The sequence below is a fragment of the Cellulomonas edaphi genome (genome assembly GCF_030362815.1).
Taxonomy (GTDB): domain Bacteria; phylum Actinomycetota; class Actinomycetes; order Actinomycetales; family Cellulomonadaceae; genus Cellulomonas; species Cellulomonas edaphi.
Window position 1 is genome coordinate 719,583 of sequence record NZ_JAUCGR010000001.1, and the last position, 24,473, is coordinate 744,055.

At 72.7% G+C, this 24,473-nt stretch carries 19 protein-coding genes; 12 read left to right on the forward strand and 7 right to left on the reverse strand.

The features are described 5' to 3' along the window. Positions 1-2: 2 nt before the first annotated feature. A complete protein-coding gene (locus tag QRT05_RS03395) occupies positions 3-872 on the forward strand; it encodes a chitosanase (RefSeq protein ID WP_289445270.1) in 870 nt (289 codons plus the stop codon). 6 nt (positions 873-878) lie between these two features. Here the strand turns inward: QRT05_RS03395 and radA are convergent, their stop codons facing one another. Both radA and QRT05_RS03405 read right to left on the reverse strand, forming a co-directional pair. Then, positions 879-2,300 carry a DNA repair protein RadA gene (gene radA, locus QRT05_RS03400; RefSeq protein WP_289445272.1) on the reverse strand — a complete coding sequence of 474 codons (1,422 nt, stop codon included), beginning with the start codon at positions 2,298-2,300 and terminating at the stop codon, positions 879-881. A 78-nt stretch (positions 2,301-2,378) separates the two neighbouring features. Then, a complete protein-coding gene (locus QRT05_RS03405) occupies positions 2,379-3,827 on the reverse strand; it encodes a LicD family protein (protein ID WP_289445274.1) in 1,449 nt (482 codons plus the stop codon). 160 nt (positions 3,828-3,987) lie between these two features. Between QRT05_RS03405 and QRT05_RS03410 the strand changes: the two genes are divergently transcribed. The 3 genes from QRT05_RS03410 to QRT05_RS03420 all read left to right on the forward strand — a co-directional run bounded on the left by QRT05_RS03410 (position 3,988) and on the right by QRT05_RS03420 (position 7,263). After that, the gene (locus QRT05_RS03410) at positions 3,988-4,905 is read left to right on the forward strand and encodes an ABC transporter ATP-binding protein (RefSeq protein WP_289445276.1); all 918 of its coding nucleotides are present in this window, start codon (positions 3,988-3,990) and stop codon (positions 4,903-4,905) included. Continuing rightward, a complete protein-coding gene (locus QRT05_RS03415; RefSeq protein WP_289445278.1) occupies positions 4,902-6,512 on the forward strand; it encodes an ABC transporter permease in 1,611 nt (536 codons plus the stop codon). Before QRT05_RS03410 ends, QRT05_RS03415 begins: the two co-directional genes overlap by 4 nt. Before the next feature lie 70 nt (positions 6,513-6,582). Next, on the forward strand, positions 6,583-7,263 hold the full coding sequence (locus QRT05_RS03420; protein ID WP_289445280.1) for a hypothetical protein: 681 nt from the start codon (positions 6,583-6,585) through the stop codon (positions 7,261-7,263). A gap of 12 nt (positions 7,264-7,275) precedes the next feature. On the opposite strand, the gene QRT05_RS03425 is transcribed toward QRT05_RS03420, so the two are convergent. The 3 genes from QRT05_RS03425 to QRT05_RS03435 all read right to left on the reverse strand — a co-directional run bounded on the left by QRT05_RS03425 (position 7,276) and on the right by QRT05_RS03435 (position 10,223). Continuing rightward, positions 7,276-8,763 (reverse strand): sensor histidine kinase, encoded by a 1,488-nt coding sequence (locus QRT05_RS03425; protein ID WP_289446107.1) that lies wholly within the window; start codon positions 8,761-8,763, stop codon positions 7,276-7,278. Then, positions 8,763-9,497, reverse strand: a complete 735-nt coding sequence (locus tag QRT05_RS03430) for a response regulator transcription factor (RefSeq protein WP_289445282.1) — start codon at positions 9,495-9,497, stop codon at positions 8,763-8,765. Before QRT05_RS03430 ends, QRT05_RS03425 begins: the two co-directional genes overlap by 1 nt. Before the next feature lie 63 nt (positions 9,498-9,560). Beyond that, positions 9,561-10,223 (reverse strand): TetR/AcrR family transcriptional regulator, encoded by a 663-nt coding sequence (locus tag QRT05_RS03435; RefSeq protein ID WP_289445283.1) that lies wholly within the window; start codon positions 10,221-10,223, stop codon positions 9,561-9,563. A gap of 67 nt (positions 10,224-10,290) precedes the next feature. On the opposite strand from QRT05_RS03435, the gene QRT05_RS03440 reads away from it, so the two are divergent. The 8 genes from QRT05_RS03440 (at position 10,291) to topA (ending at position 22,737) form a co-directional block, all read left to right on the forward strand. After that, positions 10,291-12,846 carry a beta-d-glucosidase gene (locus QRT05_RS03440; RefSeq protein WP_289445285.1) on the forward strand — a complete coding sequence of 852 codons (2,556 nt, stop codon included), beginning with the start codon at positions 10,291-10,293 and terminating at the stop codon, positions 12,844-12,846. Positions 12,847-12,949: 103 nt separating this feature from the next. Beyond that, positions 12,950-14,665 carry an ABC transporter substrate-binding protein gene (locus QRT05_RS03445; protein WP_289445287.1) on the forward strand — a complete coding sequence of 572 codons (1,716 nt, stop codon included), beginning with the start codon at positions 12,950-12,952 and terminating at the stop codon, positions 14,663-14,665. A 103-nt stretch (positions 14,666-14,768) separates the two neighbouring features. After that, a complete protein-coding gene (locus QRT05_RS03450; protein ID WP_289445289.1) occupies positions 14,769-15,908 on the forward strand; it encodes an ABC transporter ATP-binding protein in 1,140 nt (379 codons plus the stop codon). Continuing rightward, complete coding sequence (locus QRT05_RS03455; protein ID WP_289445291.1) at positions 15,905-16,885, forward strand: ABC transporter permease; 981 nt, start codon at positions 15,905-15,907, stop codon at positions 16,883-16,885. The genes QRT05_RS03450 and QRT05_RS03455 overlap by 4 nt, the downstream gene beginning before the upstream one ends. Position 16,886: 1 nt before the next feature. Further along, positions 16,887-17,885 (forward strand): ABC transporter permease, encoded by a 999-nt coding sequence (locus QRT05_RS03460; protein ID WP_289445293.1) that lies wholly within the window; start codon positions 16,887-16,889, stop codon positions 17,883-17,885. Then, positions 17,882-18,979: an ABC transporter ATP-binding protein gene (locus QRT05_RS03465; protein WP_289445295.1), complete on the forward strand. Its 1,098-nt coding sequence runs from the start codon at positions 17,882-17,884 to the stop codon at positions 18,977-18,979. Before QRT05_RS03460 ends, QRT05_RS03465 begins: the two co-directional genes overlap by 4 nt. A gap of 76 nt (positions 18,980-19,055) precedes the next feature. After that, positions 19,056-19,934 carry a phosphatase PAP2 family protein gene (locus QRT05_RS03470; RefSeq protein ID WP_289445297.1) on the forward strand — a complete coding sequence of 293 codons (879 nt, stop codon included), beginning with the start codon at positions 19,056-19,058 and terminating at the stop codon, positions 19,932-19,934. A gap of 76 nt (positions 19,935-20,010) precedes the next feature. Then, positions 20,011-22,737, forward strand: coding sequence for a type I DNA topoisomerase (gene topA / locus QRT05_RS03475; RefSeq protein ID WP_289445299.1), 2,727 nt, complete (start codon positions 20,011-20,013; stop codon positions 22,735-22,737). Positions 22,738-22,742: 5 nt separating this feature from the next. Here topA and QRT05_RS03480 read toward each other — a convergent pair whose 3' ends face one another. Together QRT05_RS03480 and QRT05_RS03485 are read right to left on the reverse strand one after the other, a co-directional pair. Next, positions 22,743-23,186 carry a hemerythrin domain-containing protein gene (locus tag QRT05_RS03480; RefSeq protein WP_289445301.1) on the reverse strand — a complete coding sequence of 148 codons (444 nt, stop codon included), beginning with the start codon at positions 23,184-23,186 and terminating at the stop codon, positions 22,743-22,745. Beyond that, a complete protein-coding gene (locus QRT05_RS03485; RefSeq protein WP_289445303.1) occupies positions 23,183-24,472 on the reverse strand; it encodes an alpha-amylase family protein in 1,290 nt (429 codons plus the stop codon). The genes QRT05_RS03480 and QRT05_RS03485 overlap by 4 nt, the downstream gene beginning before the upstream one ends. Position 24,473 lies beyond the last annotated feature (1 nt).

Below are 24,473 nucleotides of genomic sequence, written 5' to 3' on the forward strand. Positions count from 1 at the left end.
CCGTGCCCGCACGACCGCTCGTCGCGGTGCCGATCGCGATCGCTCTGGCGTGCGCGGGCTGCACGTCGACGCCCTCCGCCGGTCCGTCGTCGACCGTGAGCACGCCGACCACCGCCGAGCCGCCCGCATCGACGCCCTCCGCAGTGGCGACTGCACCCCCGGCGCGCGTGGGCCTGGACGAGCCGGGCCACAAGGAGCTGGCGATGGAGCTCGTGTCGAGCGCCGAGAACTCGTCGCTGGACTGGAGGGCGCAGTACGGCTACATCGAGGACATCGGCGACGGCCGTGGCTACACCGCGGGCATCGTCGGCTTCTGCTCCGGCACCTCGGACATGCTCGAGCTCGTCGGGGCGTACACCGCGACCTCGCCCGACAACCCGCTCGCGCCGTACCTGCCCGCGCTGCGCGCCGTCGACGGCAGCGACTCCCACGAGGGACTCGACCCGGGCTTCGTCCCCGCCTGGAAGCAGGCCGCCGACGATCCCGTCTTCCAGGCGGCGCAGGACCGCGAGCGCGACACCGTCTACTTCGACCCGGCCGTGGCGCTCGCGAAGGCGGACGGACTGGGCGCGCTCGGGCAGTTCGCGTACTACGACGCCGCGGTGATGCACGGGTTCGACGGCATGCAGGGCGTGCGCTCCCGCGCGCTGGTTGAGGCCGCGACCCCGGCTGCCGGCGGCGACGAGACGGCCTACCTCGCCGCGTTCCTCGACGAGCGGGTGGTCGAGATGAACAAGGAGGAGGCGCACTCGGACACCTCCCGGGTGGACGACGCGCAGCGCGTGTTCCTCGACGCGGGGAACCTGGAGCTGGATCCGCCGCTGCGCTGGCACGTGTACGGCGACGCGTACGAGATCGCCGCGCTCGGCTGAGACAGCTCAGTCCCGCCGGAGCGGAACCACGTTGTCGGTCATGCTCGCCACCTGCACGGCCTGCGCCAGGTCGGAGGCGCCCAGCACGGTCATGCCGGTCGGGACGGCCAGCCCGGCGACCGAGGCGTGCGGCACGATCGCGCGGGTGAAGCCGAGCCGGGCGGCCTCCGCCAGGCGGCGGCCGACACCCGTGACGTTGCGGATCTCCCCGGCGAGTCCGACCTCGCCGATCGCCACGAGTCCGCGCGGGAGCGAGGTGTTCTCGCGCGACCCGACCGCGGCGAGGGCGAGTGCGAGGTCCGCGGCGGGCTCGACGACCCGCGCGCCGCCCACCGTCGAGAGGTAGACGTCCTGGTCGGCCAGTCGCGCGCCCAGGCGGCGCTGCAGCACGGCGAGCACCATGGCGAGGCGGGAGGAGTCGATCCCGCTGGTCGTGCGCCGCGGGTTCGGGACCTGGGACGGGGCGACCAGCGCTTGGATCTCCGTGGCGAGCGGGCGCCGGCCCTCGAGCGTCACCGTGAGGCACGTGCCCGGCACGGGGCTGTGCGCCTGGGACATGAACAGGCCCGAGGGGTCGGCGAGGCCCACGATGCCCTGCTCCGAGAGGTCGAAGCAGCCCACCTCGTCGGTGGGGCCGTAGCGGTTCTTGGTGGCGCGCAGCATCCGCAGCCGCGAGTGGCGGTCGCCCTCGAACTGGCAGACCACGTCGACGAGGTGCTCGAGCGTGCGCGGCCCGGCCACGGAGCCGTCCTTGGTGACGTGGCCGACGAGCACCACCGGAAGGTCCCGCGACTTGGCCGCCTGGATCACCGCGGCGCTGACCTCGCGGACCTGCGCGACGCCGCCCGCCGTGCCCTCGACGGCCGCCGACGCGATGGTCTGGACGGAGTCGAGCACGAAGAGGTCGGGGTCCACCTGCTCGATGTGGCCCAGGACCGTGGCCAGGTCGGTCTCGTCGGCGAGCAGCAGGTTCGGGTCGAGCGCGTCGATGCGACCGGCTCGCAGCCGGACCTGCGCGACGGACTCCTCGCCGGTCACGTACAGCACGCGCCGGCCGCCTCGGGCTGCCCGTGCGGCGACGTCGAGCAGCAGGGTCGACTTGCCGACGCCCGGCTCCCCGGCCAGCAGCACCACGGCGCCCGGCACCAGGCCGCCGCCGAGCACGCGGTCCAGCTCGTCGACCCCGGTGGGCCGTGCGTGCGCCGACTCCACGGAGATCTCGCTGATCGGCCGCGCCGGCGCGCGCGTGGGCGCGGTCGCCACCGTGCGCGGTGCGCCGCCGCCGGGGCCGGTGTCCTCGAGGACGGACCCCCACGCCTGGCACTCGCCGCACCGACCCGCCCACTTCGCGGAGGTCCAGCCGCACTCGGTGCAGCGGAAGCCGGGGCGGGCCGCCTTCTCGGCGCGGCGGGTCGCGGTGGTGCTCATGCCACGGACCGTAGCCGCCCGCACCGACACACCCCGTCAGGCGGGCCCGCCACCCGCACGACGTGACGCGTCCCGCAGTCAGGACGACAGCGGCCAGGTCCAGTCGTGGTACGGATCCTCCACGCCCCAGCCGCTGCCGTACCGCTCCTCGAGGAAGGCCTCCGGCCGGTGCGGCACGGGCACGTCCCGGCCGCGCAGCTCACGGCGCCCGTGCGGCTCGAGGACGTCGAGGGCCATCGTCTCGAGCCGCATCGACGTCATGTGCAGCGTCGCGAGCTCGCCGTCCACCAGATAGGGGAAGACGTCGACGTGCCGCTTCGTGGCGCGCTCGATGACGTGGAAGTTGAGTCCCGTCGGGTTGCTCCAGATGCCGTAGCCCCGGCTGCGCAGCTGGGACTTGAGCGCGTCGAGCGCGGGCTTGGCCGCCGCCGCGTCGGTGGCGTCGAGGCGGAACAGCATGTCGATGTCGTCGTCGTGCTTGAGGAAGTCGCCCTCGCGCACCGCACCCAGCAACGTGCCGTAGGCCAGGACCAGCGGGTGGCCCAGCTCGGCGAACTCGGTCGAGAGGCGCTCGACCAGGTCGAGGTGCCCGTCCGCGTCGGTCTGCAGGGCGCCCAGCTCGGACACCCCGTGGCGCGTGATCGCGTGCGGCCCCAGGCCCGCGCACGCGGCGAACCGGTTCACGTCGTCGGTGAGCCTGCGCAGGGCCGCCCGGTCGGGGAGCACGTCGCCGAACGAGCGGATGCTGGTGGCGGTGCGGGGGACGGCCACCCGCTGCGCCACCAGCAGGGCTGCGAGCAGGTGCGACTCCGCCTCGGTGAGGCCGGGTGCGTCGGGGCGCGGGCTGCTCGGCACGAGCGCGAAGAGCAGGCGCAGGTCCTCGCGGCTCGTGGTGCCGATGCTCCCGGACCCGGCGGCATCGACCAGGTGGGCCAGGACGGCCGCGCGCGTGCGCTGCGCCCACTGCGCCCGCCGCCACCGCGGAGGGCGAAGCCGCAGCCCGACGAGCCGCTCGACGACCGCGACCGCCGCGGCCAGGTCGTCGTCCTGCAGGTCCCACAGCGTGGTCCACGGCGCGTCCGGGGACCCCACCCGCGCCTTGACCACCATGGACCGGCTGCGCCGGCCGGCTCCGTCGCGGCGGTTGTACAGGCGCAGCGAGGTGGCGCCGACGGGCTCCACGAACCTCACCTGCCACCACGGCCCGGCCTGCTTGCGGGTGGTCAGCGGGGTCCCCCCGGTCAGCGGGGCGGCGGGGTCCTGCGGGCGGGTCTTGGCGATCGAGCTGGCCGTCGCCACGATGGCCGACGCGGGCACCTTCACGAGCGCGTTGCCGCGCGCGAGCTCGATGAGCCGGACCGACAGGCTCTCCTGCGGTGTGCGCGGCAGCTGCAGCCGCAGGGCGACGAGGTCGGGCGGGAGGGCGACCTCGACGCGGTCCACGACCTTGGCCCCGTAGAAGCCGAGAGACGGGAAGAGCGTCGCGCGCGTCCGTGCGTCCCACCGCGCGTCGATGGCGTCGGTCATCCGTCTCCTCATCCGACCCGGTGCGACCCCCGAGGTCGCGGCGCACCACAGGATGCCACGAGCCGCTCGAACGCCGGGATCGGCGAGTCCTTGGCCGGCGAGTCCGCGCAGGTGTTGGGTGGAGGGGTTGCCTGCTGCGCGCCGACCCGAAGGACGAGCCATGACCGACGCCATCCGTGCCACCGGGCTCGTCAAGACGTTCGGCCCCAAGCGCGCGCTGGACGGCTTCGACCTGCAGGTGGCGAGCGGCGAGGTGCACGGCTTCCTGGGGCCCAACGGCGCCGGGAAGTCGACCACCATCCGGGTGCTGCTGGGCCTGCTCAAGGCCGACGCCGGAGAGGTCACGCTGCTGGGTGGCGACCCGTGGCGCGATGCCGTGGCCCTGCACCGCCGGCTCGCGTACGTGCCCGGGGACGTGACGCTGTGGCCGACGTTGTCCGGCGGGGAGTCGATCGACCTGCTGGGCAGGCTGCGCGGCGGCCTCGACCCTCGACGCCGGGCCGACCTCGTCGACCGGTTCGAGCTGGACACCAAGGTCAAGGGGCGCGCCTACTCCAAGGGCAACCGGCAGAAGGTCGCGCTCGTCGCCGCGCTGGCGGCGGACGTCGAGCTGCTGCTCATGGACGAGCCCACCAGCGGCCTCGACCCGCTCATGGAGGCGCTGTTCCAGGAGGTGGTGCGGGAGGCCGCGGCCGACGGGCGCACGGTGCTGCTGTCCAGCCACATCCTGGCCGAGGTCGAGGCGCTGGCCCGGCGCGTCACGATCATCCGCGCGGGCAGGGCCGTGCAGAGCGGGTCGCTCGAGGAGCTCCGCTCGCTGACGCGCACCTCGGTGACCGTCGGCGTCCGGGACCCCGACGGGGCGCTCGCGGCGCTGAGCACGCGCGCCGGGGTCCACCACGCGCGTCAGGACGACGGCCACGTGACGTTCGACGTCGATGCGGACGCGCTCGACGGCGTGCTCGCGACACTGCCGGCGCACGGCGTGCACTCCCTGGTCGCGCACCCGCCCACGCTCGAGGACCTCTTCCTGCGGCAGTACGGCGAGGAGCTCGCCACCATGAAGGCGGAGCAGTGACGGCGGTCGCCGAGCGCACGTCGGACCCGCTCGCGGGGACGCGCGGCCTGGTGCGGCTGGCACTGCGGGCGGACCGCTGGCGCATCGCGGTGTGGGCCGTGGCGGTCGCCTGGCTGAGCGTCGTCTCGGTGCAGGCGCTCGAGACGGTCTACACCTCGCCGGAGTCGCGGGCCGCGCGCGCCGAGCTCATCGCGTCACCCGCCGCGACGGCCCTCGCCGGCCCCGGGTACGGGCTCGACGACTACACGATCGGCGCGATGACGGCCAACGAGCTCGCGCTGTGGATCATGCTGCCCGTCGCGATCATGGCCGTCCTGGCGGTCACGCGGCACCTGCGCGCCCCCGAGGAGGACGGCCGCCTGGAGCTGGTGCGGTCGCAGCCCGTCGGGTCTGCGGCGCCGGTCGTCGCGGGGCTCGTGGCGGCGGCCGCGGCGGTGCTGGCGGTCGGTGGTCTCACCTTCGTCGGCCTGCTCACCACGTCGCTCGACCCGGCCGGGTCGGCCCTCATGTGCGCCTCGGTCGTCGTCGTCGCGCTCGTGCTGGCCGGGGCGTCCGCTGTCGCGTCCCAGCTCTCGACCCACGCACGCACCGCGTCGTCGCTGGGGATGGCTGCCGTCGGAGCTGCCTTCGTGCTGCGGGCGGTCGGTGACGTCCAAGGCCCCCGAAGCACGAGCGTGTGGTCCTGGCTGTCGCCGTTCGGCTGGTCGCAGGCCACCGCGCCCTACACCGTCGACCGGTGGTGGCCGCTGCTGCTCGGCCTCGCGGCCACCGCCGTGAGCATCGCCGTCGCGTTCGCGCTCGCGGGTCGGCGCGACCTCGGCACGGGCCTCCTGCCCGACCGGCCGGGGCGCGAGCACGGCCGGGTCGGCGGCGTCGTCGGGCTGACGTGGAGGCGTCAGCGCACCGCGATCTGGTCGTGGGGCGCGGCCATCGTGCTGTCCGGCCTGCTGGTGGGTGTGCTCGCGGCGCAGCTGGTCGACTTCGTGGCCGAGCAGCCCGCGTTCGCCGACCTCTACCCCGGGGGCGTGGGCGGTGCGACGGCCGCCGCCTTCGCGCTCTACAGCGTCTTCCTGGCGGTGCTGGCGTCCGCGTACGTCACCACGGCGGTCGGTGCGGCCCGCCACGAGGAGACCTCCGGCCGGGCGGAGACGTTGCTGGCGCTGCCGCTGTCCCGCACGCGCTGGCTGGGCGCACAGCTGGGGCTCGCGCTGGGTGCGGCCGTGACGATGCTGCTGGTGGCCGGCGTGGTGATGGGTCTGACGGCTGCGGCGAGCCTGGACGACGACAGCCAGGTGGCGACCCTGGTGGGTGCGACGGCCGTGACCGTCCCGGGGGTGCTGTGCGTGCTGGCCTTCGCCGTGCTGGTGCTCGGGTGCGCTCCGCGCGCGTTCCCGCTGGTGTGGGCCTACGTCGCCTACGTCGGCGTGATGGCGATGTTCGGCGAGCTGCTCCCCGACGGGGCGGACGTCGCGTCGCCCTTCACGTACCTGCCCGCCCTTCCCGCGGAACCGATGAGCTGGGCACCCGTGGTGGCGTGCACGCTCGTCGCCCTCGTGCTCGCGCTCGGCGGGCTGGCCGGCTTCCGCCGACGCGATCTGGGCGCCTGAGGAGGGCGGGCTCGGGCCCTGGATAGGCTGCGGGCGTCCGGCACCGGACGTCACGACGAGGGGGACAGCGATGAGCGACACCGGGGGACCCGTGCGGCCCGGACCGGACGCGGACGGACCGGAGCCGGCCGCGCCCGACGGCACTGGCGCGACGAGCAGGAACCGCCCCGCCTGGCTGGTCCCGGCCGCCGTCGTGGCCGCGGTGGTCGTCGTCGCCGGGATCGTGGTCGCGGTCGTCGTCTCTCGGGGCGGCGACGCCGACCCGGCGGGCACGCCCGTCGCGACGCCGACCATCGTGGGACCAGTCCCCACGCCGACCGTCACACCCGCCCAGCGCAAGGACCCCACGGCGTTCACCGCGGCGCTGCCCGCGAGCGTGCTCCAGTACGCGTTCACGGGGGAGAAGCCGGCTGCTGCGTGGGCCAAGGCCGGCGCGGTCGAGGCCGTGACCGACACCTACTCCGACGGTGGCACGGGCACGCTCGTCGTCGACGCCGGGCAGTTCCCGACGGCCAAGGAGGCGACCGCGTTCGCGAAGACCCTGCTGGACGGCGACGGCACGGTCGACGCCGACGCCGGGCTGCCGGCCGCGGGCGAGGTCAGCGCAGGCGGCACGAAGGTCGGCACCTTCGTGATCCAGGACCGGGGCGACGGCACCGGCGTCGCGGTGTGGACCAACCGCACCTCGGTGTTCCGTCTGGTGACGGCGGTCGAGGACGTCGTCAACGCCTACAACGCGTACCCGCTCTGACCGACCGGTTGCTCACGTGCGCGCAGCCGCGGGCAGGCGCACCGTGAACGTCGTCCCGCCGCGCGGTCCGGCTCCCGCGGTGATGCGGCCGTCGTGCGCGCCCACCACGGCGTCGACGATAGCCAGCCCCAGGCCCGTGGATCCCGTGCCGCGCGTGCGGGACTCGTCGCCGCGCGTGAAGCGCTGGAACAGGGAGTCGCGCAGCTCGTCGGGGATGCCGGGTCCGTCGTCCGTCACCCGCACCTCGACGTCCGTGCCGACACTGCGCACCTGCACGGTGACGGTGGTGCCGGCGGGCGTGTGCAGGCGCGCGTTGGTGAGCAGGTTCGCGAACACCTGCCGCAGCCGGTGCTCGTCGCCGAGCACGAGCGGCCCGTCGTCGTCCTCGTCCACCTCCGGAAGGTCCAGCAGCCATTCGTGGTCCGGACCCGCCGCGTGCGCGTCGCCCACGGCGTCGATCGCGAGCATGCCGAGGTCGACGGGCGCGGCCTCGAGCGTGCGCCCCGCGTCGAGGCGCGCCAGCAGCAGCATGTCCTCGACGAGGGCCGTCATGCGCGCGGCCTCGGACTCGATGCGGCCCATCGCGGTGACCGCACCGTCGGGCAGCACCTCGGGCGAGCGGCGCACCAGCTCGGCGTAGCCGCGGATCGAGGCCAGCGGCGTGCGCAGCTCGTGGCTCGCGTCGGCCACGAACTGGCGCACCTGCGACTCGGACTCGTGCCGGGCCGTCAGCGCCTCGGCCACGTGACCGAGGAGCTCGTTGAGCGCCGAGCCCACCTGGCCGACCTCGGTGGCGGGGTCCGTGTCGCGCTCGGCCACGCGCTCCGCGAGCACCACCTCGCCGCGGTCCAGCGGGAGCTTGCTCACGCGCGTCGCGGTCGCGGCCATCCGGTCCAGCGGCCGCAGCTCGCGCCGCACCAGCAGCAGGCCAAGGGCGGCGGCCGCCAGGAGGGCGAGGACGCCGACCACCAGCTCCACGACGACGAAGCGGGTGACCGTGCTGGTCACCGCCGCGGTGGGCAGCGCCGTCACGGCGGTCGCGCCGCTGGACGTGGTGGTCGAGATGGCGCGGTAGTGACCGAGCGGGTCCAGGTCCACCGGGTGGACCTCGCCGTCGCTGGGCACGGCGAGCAGGGTGTCCACCTGGGCGTCGTCGAGGTACTGGCGCTCGCCCGACTCGTCGATGTAGTCGGCGCGCACGGCGTCCTCGTCGCCCTGCCGGAACAGGTTGATGGTGCCGGCGGCCTGGCCGGGCACCCGGTTGCCGGGGCTCGGGCGGTCGATGGCGCCAGGGCCGTCGGTGCTCGGGTCGCGCGCCCACGCGGGCGCGTTGACGGCGCGCTGGTTCGCGGCGTGCAGCTGGTCGTCCACCTGCCGCACCAGCGACCCGCGCAGGGCGAGGGCGGAGACGGCGCCCATGCCGAGCGCGACCACGGCAACGAGGGACACCAGGACGACGACGAGCCGCCGGCGCAGGGTCCAGCGCGACGGCGTGCGCATCACGCGGGCTTGAGCACGTACCCGACGCCGCGCAGCGTGTGCAGCATCGGCTCACGGCCCTTGTCGATCTTGCGACGCAGGTAGGAGACGTACAGCTCGACGATGTTGGCCTGACCGCCGAAGTCGTACTGCCACACGCGGTCGAGGATCTGCGCCTTGGAGAGCACCCGCCGCGGGTTGCGCATGAAGTAGCGCAGCAGCTCGAACTCGGTGGCGGTCAGCCGGACGTCGTCCCCGCCGCGCGACACCTCGTGGCTGTCCTCGTCGAGCACCAGGTCGCCGACCACCAGCACAGCGTCCTCGCGGGCCGTCGTGGCGCCGGTGCGACGCAGCAGCGCGCGCAGCCGGGCGACGACCTCCTCGAGGCTGAACGGCTTGGTCACGTAGTCGTCCCCGCCCGCTGTCAGCCCGGCGATGCGGTCCTCGACCGCGTCCCGCGCCGTGAGGAACAGGACGGGCACGTCGGGGTGCGTGGCGCGGACGCGGCGCAGCACCTCCAGGCCGGACAGGTCCGGCAGCATGACGTCGAGGACGATGACGTCGGGGTCGGTCGCCTTGACCTGCTTGATCGCCGCCTGCCCGGACAGGGCGTGCTCCACCTGCCAGCCCTCGTAGCGCAGCGCGGTGGACAGGAGCTCCGCGAGGGTGGGCTCGTCGTCGACCACGAGCGCGCGGACGGGCGAGCCGTCGGCACGCGTGAGGGCCTGGGGTCGGTTGCCTGTCGTGATCGTCATGGGAGCAGCCTCCGACGCGTCGCTGCCGAACCCCTGTGCTGGACCTGTGAGCTTCCTGAGAGGCTAGCCCGGCAGGCGCGTGACCCCCGCGGGGTGAAGCACGGCCGACAGGATCGCCTCGATGGCGAACGCCGTCGACTCGGCCAGGTCCACGGTGCCGTCCAGCAGCCACTGGATCTGCAGCCCGTCCATGACGCCGATGATCGCGTTGGCGGCGCGCAGCGCCTGCTCGTCGCTGATGGGCTGCTCGGCGATCTCCTGGATCGCGCGCGCGATCTCGCCGCGCAGCACGCTGAAGCGGTGCGTGACCCAGTTCCGTGCGGGGTGGTCCTCGGTGACGGACTCGCCGGTCAGGACGGTGTACCCCTGCACGATGCCGCGGCGCTCGACGTTGTGCCGCGCGGTCCGCACCAGGTGCTGGAACAGCTCCATCCCGTCGGGGATGTGCTGCCCCTCGAGGTCGCGCACGTCCTCGAGGTCGCGGTACTCGAGCACCTCGATGAGGAGCTGCTCCTTGGTGCCGAAGTGGTGCAGCACGCCCGCGTGGGTGATGCCCACCTGCTCGGCGACGTCTGCCAGCGAGCCGTTCTTGTAGCCCTTCGACCCGAAGGTGTGGGCGGCGGCGCGGAGGATCTCAGCGCGTCGCTCCGCCGTGCCCTTGCGCGGGTTGCGCACCGGGGATCGGCGGTTCGTGCCCGCGGGCACCCTTGGTACGTCGTCGTCCATGACTGCAACCATACTGTGACCGAACGCCTTACTGACAAGTCAGCAAGATGTGCTTACATATCGCCAGATGACAACGACGTCCCGGATGGAGCACCACTCCGTGTCTCTCGACACAGCTACTCAGCCCACGGCCGACCGGCCGGCGACTCCCCTCGCGGAGCTGCGTGCGCAGCTCACGCTCGAGGAGAAGGTCCGCCTCCTGGTCGGTGCCGGGTTGTGGGACACCACGGCGATCCCGCACATCGGCCTCCGCTCCGTGTTCGTCTCCGACGGTCCCGCCGGCGTGCGCGGCGTCTCCGAGGACGTGTCCGAGACCTCGGCCTCGTTCCCCGCCCCGAGCGCGCTCGCCGCGACGTGGGACGCCGACCTGGCCGACGAGGTGGGCGCGCTGTTCGCGTCGGAGGCCCGCCGGCATGGCGTCGACGTGGTGCTCGCGCCGCAGGTCAACCTGCAGCGCACGCCGGTCGGCGGCCGCCACTTCGAGTGCTACTCGGAGGACCCGGTCCTGACCGGCGAGATCGCGGTCCACGTGGTGCGCGCGGCGCAGGAGCGCGGTGTCGGCATGTGCGTCAAGCACTTCGTGGCGAACGACTCCGAGACCGAGCGCACCTCCTACCTGGCGCGCGTGGACGAGAAGACGCTGCGCGAGGTGTACCTCGCGCCGTTCGAGCGGCTGGTGCACGAGGCGCAGGCCTGGTCCGTGATGGGCGCGTACTCGGGCATCGACGACGGCACGACGGCCGCGCCGGTCCTCGAGCACCGGCCCCTGCTGACCGGCGTGCTCAAGGACGAGTGGGGCTTCGACGGCGTCGTGGTGAGCGACTGGGTCGCCACCAAGTCGGTGGGTGCGGCGCTCGAGGGCGGCCTGGACCTGCAGATGCCGGGGCCGGACGGCGTGTGGGGCGACGGGCTGCTCGAGGCCGTGCGCTCGGGCGCCGTGGACGAGGCGCTCGTCGACGAGAAGGTGGACCGCCTGCTGCTGCTCGCGCAGCGTGTGGGCGCGCTCGCCGGGCACGAGCCGGCCGGGGCCCTGCGCGACGAGGTCTTCGCGGTCGACGTCCCCGCGGTGCTGCGGCGCCTGGTGTCCCGCTCCATGGTCGTCCTGCGCGACGACGAGCACGCGCTGCCGCTCGCCACCGAGGCCGTCACCCGCATCGCCCTCATCGGCCCCAACGCCGTCTCGCCTTTCGTGCAGGGCGGCGGCTCCGCGTACGTCCGCCCGGACCGCACCTCGACGCCGGCCGACGCGCTCGCCGAGGCGTTCGGCGCCGACGTGTCCGTGCACGCCGGTGCCGTGTCCCGCATGCTGCCCCCGCAGCTCGACCTCGCGGGCCGCTGCCGGACGCCGCAGGGCGAGGTCGGTGCGCTGGTCGAGGTGCTGGACGCCGACGGCTCGGTCATCGACTCGCGCGTCGTGACCGCGTGGCACGGCTGGCTCCGCGAGCCCGCCGAGCACGCCGCCTCGGTCCGCATCCGCACCACGGTCGCCCTCGACGAGCCGGGCCACCACGAGGTGGGCGTCGGCACCGTCGGGCGCCACCGCATCGAGGTCGGCGGGGTCGTGCTCTCCACGGGCGACACCGTGGTGGGTGCCGAGGTGATCCTGGACTCGAGCGTCAACGCGCCCGCCCCCGCGATCCTGTCCATCGACGTCGACGAGCCCACCACGGTCGTCGTCGACGCCCTCGTGCAGGCGGTCCACCCGGTGGGGTACGCCTCGTTCGCCCGTGCCGAGCTGGTCCACCGGACGCCGGGCACGTCGCCCGACGAGCTGCTGACCGCGGCCGTGGAGGCCGCCGAGGCGGCCGACCTGGCCGTCGTCGTCGTCGGGACCAACGAGGAGATCGAGTCCGAGGGCTACGACCGGACGTCCCTGGCCCTGCCCGGCACGCAGGACCAGATGGTCAAGGCGGTCCTGGCCGCCAACCCCCGCACCATCGTCGTGGTCAACGCGGGCGCGCCGGTCCTCCTGCCGTGGCTCGACGAGGTGCCGTGCGTGCTGTGGGCCTGGCTCGGTGGCCAGGAGTGGCCCGAGGCGCTCGCGGACGTGCTCGCGGGACGCACCGAGCCCTCCGGCCGGCTCCCCTGGACGCTGCCCGCCGACGAGACCGACGTGCCCGTGCCGCACGCGGTGCCGGTGGACGGCGTGATCGACTACCACGAGGGCGTGCACGTGGGGTACCGCTCGTGGCTCCGGCTGGGCCGCACGCCCGCCGCGCCGTTCGGGCACGGGCTCGGCTGGACCACGTGGGAGCACGAGGACGCCGCGGCCGCGCTCGCCGACGACGGCAGCGTCACGGTGCAGGTCTCCGTCTGCAACACCGGCCGCCGCGCGGGTCGCGAGGTCGTCCAGGTCTACGTCGAGCCCCCGGAGGCGCCCTCGGGCGACCGCCCGGTGCGCTGGCTCGGCGGGTTCGCTGTCGTGCACGCCGAGCCTGGCGAGCGCACGACCGTCCCTGTCCGGGTGGACGCGCAGGCGTTCCGGACCTGGGACACGGCACGGTCCGGCTGGGTCATCCCGCCCGGCCCGTACCGGATCCGCGTCGGCCGCTCGGTGAGCGACCTGCGTCATACCGTCGAGGTGAGCCACCCCGGCTCGCTCCCGGCGGACCCGGACAGCTAGTCCTGCACCACCCCTCCCTCGACGTGATCCGCAGTCACGTCGATGCAGTTCCCGACATGTCCCGCAGTCCCCGCAGTTTCCCCGAAAGTGCAAGGAGGCACTCGTGAGAAAGCACAAGCTCGCAGGCATCGTGGCCGGTGTGGCAACGATCGCCCTGCTCGCTACGGCATGCACGTCCGACAACAAGAGCAACGACGACCCGAAGGACCCGGCCAGCACCGCGTCCAACGGCTCGGGCACGCCCAAGGCGTCCGACAAGATCCTCACCATCGGCATGCCGAACGCTCAGCAGAAGCCGAACCAGAACCCCCTGGCCCCGGGCTCGGCCTCCCTGTCGCTCGGCTACGCCTTCGCGGTCTACGAGTCCCTGATGCAGGTCAACGAGCTCAAGCCGACCGACCCCCCGACGCCCTGGCTCGCCCAGTCCGTCGAGTGGAACGCCGACTCGACCGAGGCCGTCATCACGGCTCGCGACGGTGTGAAGTGGTCGGACGGCACGCCGTTCACCGCCGAGGACATCGCGTACTCGATCCAGCTCCGCAAGGACCACAAGGAGCTGAACACCGACTTCCCCGACCAGTACAAGGACATCGCGGTCGAGGGCAACAAGGTCACGGTGAGCTTCACCACCGGCCAGTACGTCAACCAGGCCAAGCTGCTCAAGCTCCTGATCGTCCCCAAGCACCTGTGGGAGGGCCAGGACCCCGTGACGTGGACCGACCCCGAGATGATCGGGACCGGCCCCTTCAAGCTCAAGCAGTTCACGCCGCAGTCGGTCTCGCTCGAGCCCAACGCCGACTACTGGGGCACCAAGCCCCTCGTCGGTGGCCTGCGCTACGACACGTTCAACGACAACAACGGTCTGACCACCGCCCTCACCACCGGTGAGGCGCAGTGGGGCTGGGTGTTCATCCCCGACTTCGAGAACACCTTCATCGCCAAGGACCCCGACCACTACCACCAGGTCGCGGGCGGTGGCTTCGGCGTCGACGTGCTCTACCTGAACAACGAGACCAAGCCGTTCAACGACGTGGCGTTCCGCAAGGCGCTCAACATGGTCGTCGACCGCACGGACATCTCGGCGACCGCCGGCTACGGCGTGTGGCCCGAGATCAAGAGCGTGACCGGCCTGCCGCCGGGCACGGGCGACCCGTTCATCTCGCCCGAGTACCAGGGCAAGGAGCTGTCGGTCGACGTCGACGGGGCCAAGCAGGTCCTGACGACGGCCGGCTACACGTGGGACTCGAAGGGCGCGCTGCTCGACCCCGACGGCGAGAAGGTCTCCTTCACGCTGACCAACCCCACCGGCTGGACCGACTACCTCGACGCTCTCGCGATCATCAAGGAGGGTGCCGTCAAGCTCGGTGCCTCCGCCGATGTCAAGGGTGCCGTCCAGGACACGTGGTTCAACGACATCATCCCGCTCGGCAACTTCCAGGCGTCGCTGCACTGGACCGACGGTGGCAGCACGCCGTGGAACATGTACTCCAACATCATGGACGGGGCCTCGTACGTCCCGCTCAAGAAGCCGGCCACGTGGAACTTCGGCCGGTACAAGAACGACGACGTCACGAAGGCCCTCGCCGACTTCAAGAGCGGCTCCTCGGAGGAGCAGCGCACCGACGCCCTCGCGGTCGTGCAGAAGCACTTCGTCGACGACGTCCCCGGCCTGGTCATCTGGTCGCGTCCGGCCGTCGCGCAGTACTCGACGGTCAACTACACCGGGTTCCCGACGGACGAGGACCCGTACGCGAACCCGCAGCCGACGGGTCCGCAGGCGGCGCTCATCCTCTCGAAGCTCGTTCCGACGGAGGACTGATCCTCAGGTTCGCATGAGGATCTGACGATGGAGGTGCGGCGGGCGCGGATCCCGCGCCCGCCGCACCATCGTGCCGCCCCGCCCAATCCCCCCAGGTGATCTGATGAGTGCACAGCCCACAGGCCTGCCACCGGCGTCCCGCCTCGGCAAGGCCCCGTCCGACGAAGTCCCCGTCCTCGCGGCGGTGGACCTGCGCAAGCACTTCCCGGTGCGCGGCTTCCGTTCCAAGCAGGTGGTCCACGCCGTCGACGACGTGAACCTCGAGCTGCACCGCGGCCGCGTGGTCGCCCTGGTGGGCGAGTCCGGCTCCGGCAAGTCGACGATCGCGCGCCTGCTGGCGCAGCTGATGCCCGTGACGGGCGGCCAGCTGCTGCTGCACGGCGAGGACGCCACGGCGGGCAACCGTCGCGCGTTCCGCCGCTACGTGCGCCGCGTCCAGATGATCTTCCAGGACCCGTTCGGGTCGCTGAACCCCATCCACACCGTGCGCTACACGCTGACGCGGAGTGTGAAGATCCACCAGGGACGGCTCCGCGGCGAGGAGCTCGAGACGGCGCTCAGCACGCTGCTGCAGCGCGTCCAGCTCACGCCCCCCGAGCGGTACATCGACAAGTTCCCGCACGAGCTGTCCGGCGGGCAGCGGCAGCGCGTCGCGATCGCCCGCGCGCTCGCCGCCGACCCCGAGGTGCTGCTCGCGGACGAGCCGATCTCCATGCTCGACGTGTCGATCCGCCTCGGCATCCTCAACCTGCTGCGCGACCTGCGGGACCGGCTGCAGATCGCCATCCTCTACATCACGCACGACATCGCGTCGGCCCGGTACTTCGCCGACACCACGATGGTCATGTACGCCGGTCGCGTCGTCGAGACCGGCGACTCGGAGTCCGTGACGCAGGACCCCAAGCACCCCTACACGCAGCTCCTCGTGCGGTCGGCCCCCGACCCGGACGACCTCGACGCCCGTGCTCGCGGCGCCCGCGGCGAGGCGCCCAGCCTGGTGCGCCCGCCGTCCGGCTGCCGGTTCAACCCGCGCTGCCCGTTCGCCACCGACGTGTGCCGCGCCGAGGTCCCGCCGCTCCTGCCCGTGGGCGAGGGGCGCGAGGCGGCCTGCTGGGGCTACGCCGACCGTCCCGACCGCCCGGTGCTGGGCTCCGTCCTCGACGCCTTCGGCGAGCGCCCCCCGGTCGACATCAGCCTGCTGCCGGTCACCGGCGGCGCCGACACCGAGGAGGAGGGCCGATGAGGTTCTTCGTCCGGCGCATCATCTTCTACCTGATCACCCTCTGGGCCGCGATCACCATCAACTTCTTCATCCCGCGCGTCATGCCCGGTGACCCGGTGCAGGCGGCCATCGCGGCGGCCGGCGGCTCCATCAGCCCCGACGCGATCCCCGCCCTCGAGGCGCTGTTCGGCCTGGACCCGGACGCCTCGCTCTGGTCGCAGTACGTCGACTACCTCGGCCTGCTCCTGCACGGCGACCTCGGCGTCTCGTTCAGCTACACCGGGTTCGCGGTCACGGACGTCATCAAGGACGCGCTGCCCTGGACCATCGGGCTCGTCGGCATCGCGACCATCATCAGCTTCGTCATCGGCACGCTGATCGGCAGCGGCATCGGCTGGCGCCGCGGCACCTGGGCCGACTCGCTGCTGCCCATCTCGACGTTCTTCTCGGCCGTGCCGTACTTCTGGCTCGCGCTGCTGTCCATCGCGATCTTCTCGGTCGGCCTCGGCTGGTTCCCGGCCAGCGGCAGCTACGACCGCAACATGGCCCCCAACTGGTCGTGGGAGTTCGTGGGCTCGGTGATCTACTACGGCGCCCTGCCCGCGCTGACGATCGTCATCTCGTCCATCGCCGGCTGGATCCTCGGCATGCGCAACATGATGGTCACGGTCTCGTCCGAGGACTACGTCACCGTCGCGCAGGCCAAGGGCCTCTCGGAGCGCAAGGTGCTGTTCGGCTACGCCGCGCGCAACGCGATCCTCCCGCAGATCTCGAGCTTCGCCCTCTCGCTCGGCTTCATCGTCGGCGGGACGCTGGTCATGGAGATCGTGTTCTCCTACCAGGGCATCGGCTTCATGCTCTTCAACGCGGTGAACGCCAAGGACTACCCGCTCATGCAGGGGTGCTTCCTGGTGATCACGTTGGCGGTGCTGCTCGCCAACATCCTGGCCGACTTCGTCTACGGCGTGCTCGACCCGCGCACGCGTCAGGAGGGTTGACATGACCGCCGTCGACAACACCGTCATCAACGACACGGTGGACCTCGCGACCGACGCGACCGCACCCGACCAGGGGCGCCGCAAGTTCCTGTTCATGCGCAACGCCAAGGCCGTCACCGGCCTGGTGATCCTCGGGTTCTTCACGCTCATCGCGATCATCGGCCCGTACATCGCGCCGTACGACCCCAACGCGCGCAGCAAGGACATCCTGCAGCCGCCCTCGATGGCGCACCTGTTCGGGACGACCCACGTGGGGCAGGACATCTTCTCCCAGATCGTGGTCGGCACCCGTGGCGTCATGGTGGTCGGCTTCGTGGCCGGCATCGTGGCGACCACCATCGGCGTGCTGATCGGCGTGACCGCCGGCTTCATCGGCGGCTGGGGCGACGAGAGCCTGTCGGCCCTGTCCAACGTGTTCCTCGTGATCCCGCAGCTCCCGCTCATCATCATCATCGCCGGGCAGCTGCCGTCCGCGGGCGGTCTCACCGTGGCGCTCGTCATCGCCGCGACCGGCTGGGCGTGGGGCGCGCGCGTGCTGCGCGCGCAGACGCTGTCACTGCGACGGCGCGACTTCGTGGAGGCCGCGCGCGCCAACGGCGAGAAGACGTGGCGCATCATCACCGCGGAGATCCTGCCCAACCTCACCGCGATCATCGCCGCCGGCTTCGTCGGCACGGTCGGCTTCGCCGTCCTCTCGCAGATCACGCTGTCGTTCATCGGCATCACGAGCGTGAGCGACTGGAACTGGGGGACGGTGCTGTTCTGGGCCCAGCAGCAGCTCGCGCTGCAGCGTGGCGCCTGGTGGTGGTTCGTGCCGGCCGGTCTGTGCATCGCCCTGCTGGGCATGGCGCTGACCCTGATCAACTTCGGCATCGACGAGTTCGTCAACCCCCGCCTGCGGAGCACCGGCCTCAACGCCCGGTCGCTGCGCAAGCGCAAGATCCGCCCCCGCATCGGCTTCACGCCGGTGGTCTACGAGGCCAAGGAGGACCGGGGATGAGCACCCTGGCCGAGTCCCGCACCCCCCGTGCGGCCGCGTCCGGCACCGACCCGGTGCTGGAGATCAAGAACCTGTCGGTCGACTACGGCTACGACGACCCGACGCACGTGCTGCGCCAGGTGTCGCTGACCCTCAACCGCGGCGAGGTGCTCGGCCTGGCGGGCGAGTCGGGCTGCGGCAAGTCGACGCTCGCGTACGCCGCCACCCGGCTGCTGCCGCCCCCCGGGCTCATCACCGGTGGCGAGGTGATCTTCACCGGTCGGGACGGCATCAGGTCGGACATCCTGGCGCTCAACGACAAGGACCTGCGGGCCTCGCGGTGGCAGGACCTGGCGATCGTCTTCCAGGGCGCCATGAACTCGCTCAACCCGGTGTTCCGGATCGGTCGGCAGATCGCCGACGGCATCCAGGCGCACATGCCGCAGGTCACCAAGAAGGAGGCGCTCGAGCGGAGCGCCAACCTGCTGGAGATGGTCGGCATCTCGGCGGACCGGCTGCGCGACTACCCGCACCAGCTGTCGGGCGGCATGCGCCAGCGCGTGATGATCGCGATGGCGCTCGCGCTGGACCCCCAGGTGCTGATCATGGACGAGCCCACCACGGCGCTCGACGTGGTGATGCAGCGGCAGATCGTGGAGCAGATCGCCGAGCTGCGCGAGCGGCTCGGGTTCTCGGTCATCTTCATCACGCACGACGTCTCGCTGCTCATCGAGATCGCGGACCGCATCGCGATCATGTACGCGGGCGAGATCGTCGAGGACGCCTCGGCGCAGGACGTGTACCGGCGTCCCCGGCACCCGTACTCCGACGGGCTGCTGCACTCGTTCCCGCCGCTGCGCGGCGAGCGCCGCGAGCTCGGCGGCATCCCGGGCTCGCCGCCGGACATGCGCAAGCTGCCCACGGGCTGCCCGTTCCGCGACCGCTGCGCCTTCGTGTTCGACGCGTGCGCGCACATCACGCCCGAGCTCGTGCACCCGGCCGTCGCGGGCGACGACCATCGGCGCTCGGTCGCCTGCCTCCGGCACGAGCCCGAGACGGTCGCGGCCGCCGGCTTCACCCCGCAGCCGGTCCCGGACCGGCTGGCGCTGCGCTGACCGATCGGAGCAGCTCGCCCCCGGCGCACCGCCGCCGGGGGCGAGCGCGGCCGCCGCGTGACCTACCGTGGTCCGCGTGAGCCCGCGCCGACCCGTCCCGCTGGTCGCGGTCTCGATCGTCGTGGCCGCGGTGTCGGTGGTGGGCGTGTGGGTGCTGTGGCGCGTGTTCGTCGGCACCTGGGCGGGCCAGTCGGTGGACCAGGCGGTCATCGAGGGCGCGACCTACGGGCAGAACCAGCTGTGGCGCGTCGCCGAGAAGGTGCTCGACGTGGTGTCGGTCGGGCTCATCGCGGTGGTCCTGCTCGCGGCCGTCGTGATCGCTGTCGTCCGGCACCGCTGGGAGCTGGCCGTGCAGGCCGCCATCGTGATGATCGGCGCCAACCTGACCACCCGGGTGCTCAAGGAGTACGTCTTCGAGCGCCCCGAGCTGGGCGTGCCCGGCGGGTACGGCAACACGCTGCCCTCGGGGCACACCACCGCGGCCGCCTCGATCTCGGTGGTGCTCATGCTCGTCGTCTCGCCGCGCGTGCGGCCCTGGGCGGCGGTGCTGGGGGCCGCGTACACGACGGCGACGGGCGTCTCGACCCTCATCGGCCGCTGGCACCGTCCGTCCGACGTGGTGGCCGCCGTGCTCGTCGTGCTCGCGTGGACGGCCGCCACGTGCGCCTTCGCGGTGCTGGTGCCGCGCTGGGGCCTCCCCGGGGACCGCGGCGCGGTGCCGCGGGCCACCCGGGTCGCGCTGGCATCGCTCGTCGCCGTGGGCCTCGTCGCCGGCGCGGTCGCGGGCGTCACGCTGTCGGCGACGTGGTCGCGGCTGCCGGACGTGAGCGGCCGGGACGACCTGCTCACGGCCTACCTGGGCGGTGCCGCGGGGACCGCCTCGGCCGCGTGCCTGGCGTTCGCGGTGATGCTCGCGCTCCGTCACGCGGCGGCATCAGGATTGCCACGAGGCTGACGGATGGTCGTAGAGTCCGCCTCGGTGGAGTTCGCACGAGTCGTCCGGCTCGTGAACCGGTAGGGAAGGCCGTCGCATGTCAGCAGGGCGAAAGCTCGTCATCGTGGAGTCGCCCGCCAAGGCGCGCACGATCGCGGGATACCTCGGCGAGGGGTACGACGTGGAGGCGAGCGTCGGGCACATCCGCGACCTGCCCCAGCCGTCGGAGCTGCCGGCGGACATGAAGAAGGGCCCCTTCGGCAAGTTCGCCGTCGACGTGGACAACGGCTTCGCGCCGTACTACGTCGTGGACGCGGACAAGCGCAAGAAGGTCAGCGAGCTGAAGAAGCTGCTCAAGGAGTCCGACGAGCTCTACCTCGCCACCGATGAGGACCGCGAGGGCGAGGCCATCGCCTGGCACCTGCTCTCCGAGCTCAAGCCGAAGGTCCCGGTCAAGCGCATGGTGTTCCACGAGATCACCCGCGAGGCCATCGGGCGCGCGCTGGAGAACACCCGCGAGATCGACGACCGGATGGTCGACGCGCAGGAGACCCGCCGCATCCTCGACCGGCTCTACGGGTACGAGGTCAGCCCCGTGCTGTGGCGCAAGGTCCGCCAGGGGCTGTCGGCGGGCCGCGTGCAGTCCGTGGCGACGCGCCTCGTGGTCGAGCGTGAGCGTGAGCGCATGGCGTTCGTCGCGGCCGACTACTGGGACGTCAACGGCACGTTCGCGGTGGCCGACGCGGGCGAGCCCGTGTTCCCCGCCCGGCTCACGGCGCTCGACGGGCGCCGCGTGGCCAGCGGCAGGGACTTCGACGACCGAGGCGTGCTCCGCTCGTCGGACACCACGCACCTCACCGAGGAGACCGCGACCGCGCTCGTGGCGGGCCTCGCCGAGGCCCCGTTCGAGGTCCGCTCGCTCGAGACCAAGCCGTACACGCGCCGCCCCGCGGCCCCGTTCACCACCTCGACGCTGCAGCAGGAGGCCTCGCGCAAGCTGCGCATGGCCTCGCGCCAGACCATGCGCACCGCGCAGTCGCTGTACGAGAACGGCTACATCACCTACATGCGTACCGACTCGCCGGTGCTCTCGACGCAGGCGATCGACGCCGCGCGTCGGCAGGCCGCCGAGCTGTACGGGCCCGAGTACGTCCCGGACGCCCCCCGCACGTACGCGAGCAAGGCCAAGGGCGCGCAGGAGGCGCACGAGGCCATCCGGCCCGCCGGCGACCACTTCCGCACGCCGGCGCAGGTCTCCAAGGAGCTGTCGGGCGACCAGTTCCGGCTCTACGAGCTGATCTGGAAGCGTACGGTCGCCTCGCAGATGGGCGACGCGCGCGGCTCGACCGCCTCGGTGCGGCTGGGCGCCGTGGCGAGCACGGGGCAGGACGCCGTGTTCTCCGCCTCGGGCACCGTCATCACGTTCCGCGGCTTCCTGGCCGCGTACGAGGAGGGCCGCGACGAGTCGCGCGACGACGAGAAGGTGGAGGCCGACGCCGAGAAGGGCGACGCGCGCCTGCCGCGGATGGCCGAGGGTGACCCGCTCACGGCGTCCGACCTGGCCGCCGCCGGGCATCGCACGTCGCCGCCGCCGCGCTACACCGAGGCGTCGCTCGTCAAGGCGCTCGAGGAGCGCGGCATCGGCCGGCCGTCCACGTACGCCGCCACCATCTCCGTGATCCAGGACCGCGGCTACGTCACGTCTCGCGGTCAGGCGCTCGTCCCCTCGTGGCTCGCGTTCGCGGTGACGCGGCTGCTCGAGGAGAACTTCGACTGGCTGGTCGACTACGACTTCACGGCCGAGATGGAGCAGGACCTCGACGCCATCGCCGCGGGCGACCAGGACCGCGTGGCCTGGCTGACGCGCTTCTACTTCGGCGACGGCAGCGGACGCGAGGAGGGCGAGGGCCTGCGCGACCTGGTGGCCAACCTGGGCGACATCGACGCGCGCGAGGTCAACTCGATCCCGATCGGTGACGGCATCACGCTGCGGGTCGGCCGGTACGGCCCGTACCTCGAGGACGCGAACGCGCCCCTGGGCGAGGACGGCAACCCGAAGCGCGCGTCGGTCCCGGACGAGCTGGCACCCGACGAGCTCACGCCCGCCCGGGCGCGCGAGCTGCTCGAGACCCAGCCCGAGGGCGACCTGGTGCTCGGCCAGGACCCGGTCACGGGCACGACCATCGTCGCGAAGAACGGCCGGTACGGCCCCTACGTCACCGAGATCCTGCCCGAGCCGGAGCTGGAGGAGGGCCTGTCGGCCGCGGCCCGCAAGCGTGCGCTCGCCGCGGCACCCAAGCCGCGCACGGGCTCGCTGTTCAAGTCGATGAGCCTGCAGACCCTGACGCTCGACGACGCGCTGAAGCTGCTCTCGCTGCCGCGCGTGGTGGGCGTGGACCCCGAGTCGGGTGCGGAGATCACCGCGCAGAACGGCCGCTACGGGCCGTACCTCAAGAAGGGCACCGACTCGCGGACCATCGCCTCGGAGGAGGCGTTGTTCACGACGACGCTCGAGGAGGCGCTGGCGATCTACGCGCAGCCGAAGCGCGGGCGCGGGGCCACGGCCACGCCGCCGCTGCGCGAGCTGGGCGACGACCCCACGTCGGGCAAGCCCATCGTGGTCAAGGACGGCCGGTTCGGCGCGTACGTGACCGACGGCACCACCAACCGGACGCTTCCGCGCGACCTCACGCCGGAGTCGATCACGCCCGAGCAGGCCATCGAGCTGCTGGCGGAGAAGCGCGCGTCGGCGCCGGCGAAGAAGAAGGCACCGGCTCGCAAGGCGCCGGCCCGCGCGAAGGCGGCGACGGCGAAGAAGAAGTAACCGGCTCAGCGGGGCGTCGCGTCCAGCGCGGCGACGAGTGCGCGCTCCTCCCACGCGAGGTGCGACACGAGGAGTGCCGCGAGACCGTCGACCTCCGCGCGCAGGTCGTCGGTCGCGCCGCCCGCGCCGGCGGTCTGGAGCACGGTCTCGAGCCGGCCCAGGAGGCTGTGGATCGCGACGTGGTCCTGCGCGAGCCCGTCGAGCGTCTCGCGGAGCTCGGGGTGCGCCGCAGCGAGCGCGGGGAACATGCCCGCGTCCTCACGCGTGTGGTGCTCACCCACCGCCTGGCAGAACGTCGCGCAGTGCAGGCGGACGTCGGGCGCCAGGGTGACCCCGGGCTCTCCCAGCGACTCCCGGACGCGCGCGAGGTCGGCTCGCAGCGCGTCGTGGACCTGGATGAGCTGCTGGCCCCAGCCGAGCACGCGCTCGGGCTCGTCGGCGGTCGTCACGCTGCCTCCCACACCCCCCACCCACGGGGAGGCAGGGTCCAGTCCGGGCCGACGGGCTCGGCGAGCCCGGCCTTCAGCGTCGCAGAGCCGATCGCGCAGGTCCAGGGTTCCCCGGCGTCCAGGTTCAGGCCGACGAGGAGGGCCTGGTCGCCCGCTCGCACCTCGTAGAGCAGGTGCTCGTTGCTCAGCTCGACGGTGCGGGTGGTCGCCCGGTGCAGCCACGGGTGCCGCCTGCGCAGGCCGATGAGCTCCTGGTGCAGCCGGTAGGCCCACCAGCCCTCGGGTGCGAGCTGGTCGGGCGAGGCAGGGAGCTCGGGGCGGATCGCGTCGTCGCCGCCGAACCGCTCCTCCTTGAGGCCGCGGAACGCCTGCTCGTCGCCGTAGTAGACGGCGGGCGTGCCACCGACCGTGAACAGCACCACGAGCGCGAGTGCCACGAGCGCGTCGTCGTCGAGCTGGGTGGCGATGCGCGTGACGTCGTGGTTGCCGACGAACGTCCAGGGCGCGAAGGCCTCGACGAAGGGGGCGTGCCGGTCCAGCGCCCACGCGAGCTCCCAGAAGTTGGCGGAGGCGAGCGCGGACCAGATGGCCTTCCACAGCTCGTACTGGGTCACGGAGTCGAAGCCCGAGCGCGCGACGATCGCGGGGTAGTCGCCGTGGATCACCTCGCCGACCACGTAGACGTCGGGGTGTGCGGCCCGGACCCGCGCCAGCACCGGCTTCCAGAACTCGGGCGGCACCGCGTAGGCCGCGTCCAGCCGCCACCCGTCGGCGCCCAGGTCGAGCCAGTGGGTCATCACCTCAGCGACGAGGTCGGCGACCGCCGGAGCGGAGTGGTCGAGGGTGACCAGGTCCTCGTGCCCCTCGAACGAGTGCCACGTGCCGTCGTCGTTCAGGCGGATGAGGCCGGCGCCCCCCTCGCGCGCTGCGGCCTGCGCCTGCGCGACCAGCGGGTGGGCGCGCCCGACGTGGTTGAACACCCCGTCGAGGAGCACGCGCAGGCCGCGTGCGTGCGCCTCGGCGACCAGCGTGCGGAGGTCGTCGAGCGTCCCCAGGCGTGGGTCGATCCGGAGGTGGTCGACGGTGTCGTAGCCGTGCGTGCTCGACGCGAAGACCGGGCCGAGCGCGAGGCCCGAGACGCCGAGGTCGCGCGCGTAGTCCAGCCAGCCGACGAGCCGGAGCAGCCGGTGCGCGTCTGCCGGTGCGTCGGCGGGATCCTCATCGACCGCCCCGACGAACCCCAGGGGGTACACCTGCCACCACACGGCGTGCTCGACCCAGCCCATG